Consider the following 6,999-nt stretch of genomic DNA (forward strand, 5'->3'; position numbering starts at 1 on the left):
ATATCGGCAGGCAGTGAGATCACTCTCAAGGTGAAGCCGTCGCGAGACAAGGCGGCTTTCATACGTGACGGAGAGCGTGTCGGCGACATCCACAGCTTTGACACAATATGCGTGACGAGATACCCACAGGATGTCGATATCATCCGGTTGCGCGAGAAAAATTTCTACAAGGTCCTGGGTGCCAAGTTCCACTGGGGCCACTAACGATGCTTCTGGAACTGGACATCCACAATCTGGCCATCGCGCACGATGTTCACGTATCCTTCGATGACGGATTGAATGTCATCACCGGCGAGACGGGCGCGGGCAAGACTATCGTCGTGCGAGCTATCAGTGCAGTCCTGGGGGGCAAGCTGACCAGTGACTTCATCAGCGTGGGTGCGGACAGTTTGCGACTGGATGCGGAGTTCGCGCTTCCGCGTGTCTGTCTACAGCGGGATATGCTGGGCGACCTCGTGACGGACGACGACATGACCGTCGTGGCGACGCGCGAGGTAGACCGTACCGGCAGGCACAAGTATCGTATCAACGGGCACATCGTCCCCATCAGTACACTGAGATCGCTGGGCGAGAGTCTTGTGGACGTTCACGGGCAGCACGAGCCACAGTCGTTGCTGGTACGTGAGAATCATCTCCAGCTTCTGGACTCATTTCTAGGGCACGACACCCAGTCTGCGCACGAGCTCTTCGGCACGAGGCTGGCAGAGCTGCGCGCCGCACGTCGTGAACTGGAACAGATAGAAACGCGCCGGACAGAATGGGACAATGAGACCGCCTATCTGGAGTTCGCGTCGGGAGAGTTTGAGCGTGCACAGCTGAAGATCGGAGAGGACAGCCTGCTCATCGCAGAACAGCGGCTTCTGGAGAATGTCCGTGAGCTGCAGCAGCAAGTGGGTCAGGCGTCGGTCGCCCTTGTTGGAGACGAATCCCGGGACAGCGAAGGGATCGTGCGACAGGTCGGAAAACTGCACCACACCATCGATGCCCTGTGTTCGATCGATCCCCGGCTGAACGATGTGGCATCCCTGCTGGACGGGGCACAGGCGAGTCTCAAGGAAACCGGGTCCACCTTGAGCGACTATCTCAGCAGGCTTGAGCTGGATGATGCGCGACTGGCACAGGTGACTGAGCGGCTGGACGCCATTGCCAGACTCGAGGAGAAGTATCACAAGGACCTCGATGGTCTGCTTGCATTTGAGACGGAGATCGACGACAAGCTGCATGAACGCCACGAGCGGGCGGGCGACGAGGCCGGCTTGCGTGGCCACATAGCGCAGCTGGAGAACGAACTTTCGAGCATCGGCGCATTACTGACCGCGAAACGCAAGCAAGGTGGTCCTGTTCTTGCGCGCAAGGTCGAGGAACAGCTTGCTGAATTGGCTATGTCCAATGCCCGGTTCGTCTGTTCCATCGAGGAGAGCGTCGATGAGCAGGGTATCGCTGTTGGAGATGAGCGGTTCAGAGCATCTGAGACGGGTTTGGACGTGGTCGAGTTCCTTATTGCTCCCAATCCGGGGGAGGGATTACGTCCTCTCAGAGAGATCGCATCAGGTGGAGAGCTTTCGCGTGTCATGCTCGCGCTCAAGACGGTGTTTGCGGAGACCGACCAGATTCCTACCATGGTGTTCGACGAGGTAGATGCCGGCATCGGTGGCGCAACGGGGCTGGCAGTTGCCGGCAAGCTGGACAGTCTCGGCAAGCATCGCCAGGTCATCGTCATCACCCATCTGCCCACCATCGCGGCCAGAGCAGGAACGCACCTCGTCATCTCCAAGGAGCAGAGCGAGGATTCGACCACGGTGGCAGTGCGCCGCGTCACGGGCGAGGAACGTGTCCGTGAGCTGGCGCGGATGGTATCAGGCGATCGGGCGTCCGAGGTCGCACTGGCCAATGCCCGCGAGTTATTGTTTCCCTAGTCATTCATGCAGCAGGTGCCCCGCATGATTCTTGCCATCAATCCTGGATCTACATCTACGAAAGTCGCCCTGTATGAGGGACCTGAACTGGTCGCCCAGGAATCGCTGGACCATTCAGCGGGCGAGCTGGCGCACTTTCACGGCATTGCTGACCAGCTGCCCATGAGAACACAGGCAGTCTTGGACTTCCTGTCGCGCCATGGCACGAGCGCCACGGGTCTGGAAGCAATCATGGCACGCGGCGGACTGCTGCATCCACTGGCATCGGGAATCTACGCCGTAAACGACAGGATGCTGCATGATTGCATCGGAGGTGCGGTACATGAGCATGCGGCGAATCTGGGAGCACCGATCGCGCATGCGCTTGCGGTGGGCGCCGACATCCCGTGCTATATCGCCGACCCCGTGTCGGTAGACGAGTTCGAGAACATCGCTCGCATCTCCGGCCTCAAGGAACTCCCGCGGCAGTCGCTGGTCCATGCGCTGAACATCCGCAGAGTTGCCTACAACATCGCAAAGGCTCATGGAACAACCTTGCAGGAGATGAACATGATCGTGGCGCACCTCGGCGGAGGTATCTCCATCGCACCGCTTCGCCACGGGCGTATCGTCGATGTCAACAACGCCAACGAGCAGGGTCCATTCTCGCCTGAGCGCACGGGTGGGCTTCCCGTCTCGGCGCTCGTGCGGCTGTGTTTCGAGGAAGGCGCGACCGAAGCTGAGCTCGTCAAGCGGCTGACGCACACGGGCGGACTCGTGTCGTATCTTGATACAAACGATGCGCGAGAGGTCGAAGCCCGGATTGCCGCGGGCGACCAGGAAGCAGCGACGGTCTACGAAGGGATGGCCTATCAGATAGCCAAGGAAATTGGCGCTATGGCCACGGTGCTGGAAGGTGACGTCGACGTCATCGTACTGACCGGGGGACTTGCGCACAGCGATGTCATCGTCGGATGGGTCATCGCAAGGGTGGGCTTCATCGCTCCCGTCGAGATCATGCCGGGGGAGAATGAGCTGGAGGCTCTCAACGAGGCGTACGTGCGTCTCAAACAAGGGCTTGAGGCGGAAAAGACGTACGAGTAGAGGAGGTTCCATGGAGATCAGGACGTTTGACCAGTTGCTGGAAGAGGCGAAGAAGCGCGGCCGGAAGAAGCTGGCGGTCGCATTCCCCGAAGAAGTCTCGCTGCATGCGGCTTTGCTGGCGCATGAGGCAGGTATTGCGGCACCCGTCCTGGTGGGCGTACCCGACAAGATCCGGGAGCTGCTGGTGCAGGCCGGGGCCGACCCTGACGCATTCGAGATCGAGGAAGCCGGCTCGCCTGCCGAGGCGTGTGCGGTCGCGGTGGCGCTCGCGCGCGATGACAAGGTGGACGTCATCCTCAAGGGTGGGGCGCAGACGGCCCAGATGTTGCACGCAGTGCTGGACAAGGAGAATGGCATCCGGGTCAGCAAGGTGCTTTCCGAGTGCTCGCTGTACGAAGATACCCGCGTGCGCCACTCGCTGCTGGCTGTCGTCGATGGTGGCATCCTGATCGCTCCAACGCTCGAGGAGAAGGTGGAGGCCATCAGGAATACGGTAAACGTGTACCACAAGCTGGGGTACGAGAACCCCAAGGTAGCTGTGCTGGCAGCCGTCGAGACAGTGACCGACAAGATGCCATGCACGGAGGACGCAGCGATCATAACGCGGATGTGGGAGCGCGGACAGATCAAGGGATGCGTCGTGGACGGACCTCTTGCGCTGGATAACGCTATCTCCGAGCGTGCCGCAACTATCAAGGGCCTCAGCGGTCCCGTCGCAGGCAATGCGGACATTCTCATCGTTCCCGACATTGAGGGTGGCAACCTGCTTGGGAAGTCTATGACCTATTTTGCAGGATTCACATCTGCGCACGTGACGATTGGTGCCCGGAAGCCTGTCCTCGTACCCTCGAGGGCCGACGACGGACGAACCAAGCTCATGTCCGTGGCACTGGGCATCGTAGCCTACTACTAGGGAGACCGGTATGGGACCAATGACGCACCTTTCGGATATTGCGGCCGCAGTGAAAGGCCTGCCGCGCAAGCGCATGGCAGTAGCCTATGGCGAAGACGTCCACACGCTGCAGGCGGTACAGCGCGCAGTCAGGGAGGGCATTGTCGACGCTGTCGTCGTGGGCAGCGCGGCGAAGATCGCGGAGGTGGCATCGGCGAGTGACGTCAACACCAGCCTCTTCGAGATCATGGACGTCCAGGGCGAACTGCCGTCGGTCAAAGCAGCCGTAAAACTGGTCCGTGATGGAAGTGCGCATATGCTGATGAAGGGCCTTGCTCACACGGACAACTACATGCGGGGCATCCTTGACAAACAGAACGGACTGCTACCCGAGGGCGGTCTGCTGTCACACGTGGCCGTGTTCGAGGCTCCCAACTACCCGCGCCTTATCATCGTGTCAGACGTCGCCGTAGTGCCGCTTCCCTCACTGCAGGATAAGGTGCGCATCACGAAACTGACCGTGGGTGTTGTGCACAGCCTTCGCATTGACGTCCCCAAAGTGGCGTTCCTGTCGGCGAGTGAGAGTGTGCTGAAGTTTGCAAGCAGCCAGGAGGCCGCAGTGCTGGCTGGAATGGCGGTCCGAAAGCAGTTTGGCGCCATCATCGGTGAGGGGCCTATCTCCATCGACTGTGCGCTGTTCCCTGACGCTTGCCAGGTCAAGGGTTTCATGGGCCGCATCCAGGGGGACGCGGACATCATCATCGTACCGAACATCGAGTCTGGAAACGTTTTCTACAAGGTGCTGTGCAGGTTTGGGAGCGGTGAGGTCGCGGCCATGGTGACTGGCACGACTGCGCCCTGTATCCTGGCCAGCAGGGGGGATTCCGAAGACTCCAAGTTCTATTCCATCGCACTCGGGGCATTGAACGCCTGAAAACAAGGGTATAATAATAGTTTGAGGCCATTACTGGTCTCCAACCATGCTTGTTTGAAGGGAGTGCTTGAGTGCATAGAAACGATCTTCGTAATATAGGTATCATTGCGCACGTTGACCACGGGAAGACGACACTGGTCGACGCCATGATGCGGCAGTGTAAACTGTTCCGTAATATCGACCAGATGGGGGACTGCATCCTCGACTCGGGGGACCTCGAGCGGGAGCGTGGCATCACCATTATCTCGAAGAACATGTCGCTGGTGTGGAAGGGTGTCAAGATCAACATCGTCGACACGCCTGGTCACTCGGACTTTGGTGGCGAAGTGGAACGCGTCCTGAGAATGGTGGATGGGGTACTGCTCCTGGTCGACGCCTCCGAGGGACCGATGCCGCAGACGCGGTTCGTCCTCAAGAAGGCTCTCGAACTCAATCTCAGGCCGATCGTGGTCATCAACAAGATCGACCGTTCGGACGCCCGTATCCAGGAAGTCATCAACGAGACTTTCGACTTGTTTGTCGAACTCGACGCAACCGAAGAGCAGCTGGATTTCCCCGTCGTCTATGCTTCGGGCCGTGACGGCAAAGCGACCATGGACCTCAACGACCCGCCGCAGGACCTGACGCCGTTGTTCCAGCTCATGCTCAAGAAGGTCCCAGCTCCTGAATATGACCCAGGGAGCCCGCTGTCTGTCCTGGTCACCAACATTACCCACGATGATTATATCGGCCGCATCGGCATTGGCCGCATGTTCGGGGGACAGCTGAAGACTGGAGACAAGGTCAAGGTGTTCTCCGGCGATGACGAATACATGGGCCAGATCCTCAAGCTTTTTATCTTCGAGGCGCTGGAGCGGAAGGAAGTTCCAAGTGTCGAGGCTGGCGAGATCTTCGCGTTCGCAGGCATACCTGCTATCACCATCGGAGACTCAGTCACTGACCCTGAACGACCGGTGAAACTGAATATGCTGACCATCGAACCACCGACGGTCTCGATGATGTTCATGGTCAACGACAGTCCATTCGGAGGCATGGAGGGGAAGTTCGTGACCTCCAACAAGCTACGTGAGCGTATCGAGAAGGAGCTGCGTACCAACGTTTCCATCGCTGTCGACTGGGGCGACCTGCCCGATCGGTTCACTGTCGCGGGACGAGGCGAACTTCAGCTGGCTATCCTCATCGAACAGATACGTCGCGAAGGCTATGAGTTTCAGGTCTCGATGCCGCAAGTCATTACCGAGAAGAAGGGTGGCAAGGTCCTCGAACCGTATGAGACCCTTGTCCTCGATGTTCCCAAGGAATACCAGGGAGTCGTCATCAATATGCTGGGCGAACGGCGCGGGACTATGGAGAAGATGCTCGACCTCAAGGGAGCATATGTCCGTCTCAGCTATACGATTCCTCTTCGAGGTCTCTTTGGCTTTCGGTCCGAGTTCCTGAGTTCGACCAAAGGCAACGGCGTCATGACCCATACGTACCTGGGGTACCTGGAGTGGGCAGGCAAGATTGGCGGCCGTAGGAACGGTGTTCTTGTCTCAGACCATACAGGGGCTGTTTCAGCCTACGCTATCGCACACATCCAAGACCGCGGCAAGCTGTTTGTTGCGCCTGCAGAAAAAGTGTATGCCGGCCAGATTGTCGGCGAGACCATGCGCGATCACGATCTGAAGGTGAATCCGACGAAAGAGAAACACCTCAGCAACATGCGGTCCTCCACGTCGGAGATCTCGACGAAGATCGATCCGCCGATCCAGTTCGCTCTCGACCAGTTTCTCGACTACATCAACGAGGACGAGTTGCTGGAGGTCACACCCAAGTCACTGCGCATTCGTAAGAGGCTTCTTGATTTCAAGGAGCGGAAGCGTTCTGGGCGCGAGGAAGACGACTACGGCGATTAGCTGGACTACTATGTAAGAAACGGAAAGCTCCCCAGTCACCTGGGGAGCTTTTGTTGTTGCTGTATCTCAGTCGTGGTGGTTGCTCTTCGGTCGATGAGGCGGGACGGCCTGAGCCGCAACGTCCATAGGGTCGATGAAAGCGTCGCTCATATCGAGCAGTACGCTCTGGCGCGTGATAATCGGCATGGGCGCGACCTTGGCATCAAGACCGAAGATGTACTTGATGACCTCGTCCATGCGGATCGTTCCCGACTGGTCGAAGAAGACGCCCACGTG

At 58.7% G+C, this 6,999-nt stretch carries 7 protein-coding genes; 6 read left to right on the forward strand and 1 reads right to left on the reverse strand.

Annotated features, from left to right (window positions below; translation table 11 throughout):
• The 6 genes from SMC5_RS10660 to typA form a co-directional block, all read left to right on the forward strand.
• A partial coding sequence (locus SMC5_RS10660) for an NAD(+)/NADH kinase (RefSeq protein WP_207799045.1) occupies positions 1 to 204 on the forward strand: 204 nt, incomplete at its 5' end.
• A 2-nt stretch (positions 205 to 206) separates the two neighbouring features.
• Positions 207 to 1,916, forward strand: a complete 1,710-nt coding sequence (gene recN, locus SMC5_RS04030) for a DNA repair protein RecN (RefSeq protein WP_165848964.1) — start codon at positions 207 to 209, stop codon at positions 1,914 to 1,916.
• A gap of 24 nt (positions 1,917 to 1,940) precedes the next feature.
• Positions 1,941 to 2,999, forward strand: coding sequence for a butyrate kinase (gene buk / locus SMC5_RS04035; protein ID WP_207799047.1), 1,059 nt, complete (start codon positions 1,941 to 1,943; stop codon positions 2,997 to 2,999).
• 10 nt (positions 3,000 to 3,009) lie between these two features.
• The gene (locus tag SMC5_RS04040; RefSeq protein WP_165846224.1) at positions 3,010 to 3,912 is read left to right on the forward strand and encodes a bifunctional enoyl-CoA hydratase/phosphate acetyltransferase; all 903 of its coding nucleotides are present in this window, start codon (positions 3,010 to 3,012) and stop codon (positions 3,910 to 3,912) included.
• Positions 3,913 to 3,922: 10 nt separating this feature from the next.
• Positions 3,923 to 4,825 (forward strand): phosphate acyltransferase, encoded by a 903-nt coding sequence (locus SMC5_RS04045; protein WP_119119700.1) that lies wholly within the window; start codon positions 3,923 to 3,925, stop codon positions 4,823 to 4,825.
• Between the two features lie 71 nt (positions 4,826 to 4,896).
• Positions 4,897 to 6,723, forward strand: coding sequence for a translational GTPase TypA (gene typA, locus SMC5_RS04050; protein ID WP_119119701.1), 1,827 nt, complete (start codon positions 4,897 to 4,899; stop codon positions 6,721 to 6,723).
• A 66-nt stretch (positions 6,724 to 6,789) separates the two neighbouring features.
• On the opposite strand, the gene SMC5_RS10665 is transcribed toward typA, so the two are convergent.
• A partial coding sequence (locus SMC5_RS10665) for a hypothetical protein (protein ID WP_165848965.1) occupies positions 6,790 to 6,999 on the reverse strand: 210 nt, incomplete at its 5' end.

Source organism: Candidatus Cryosericum odellii, from assembly GCF_003570935.1.
Classification (GTDB): Bacteria; Caldisericota; Caldisericia; order Cryosericales; family Cryosericaceae; genus Cryosericum; species Cryosericum odellii.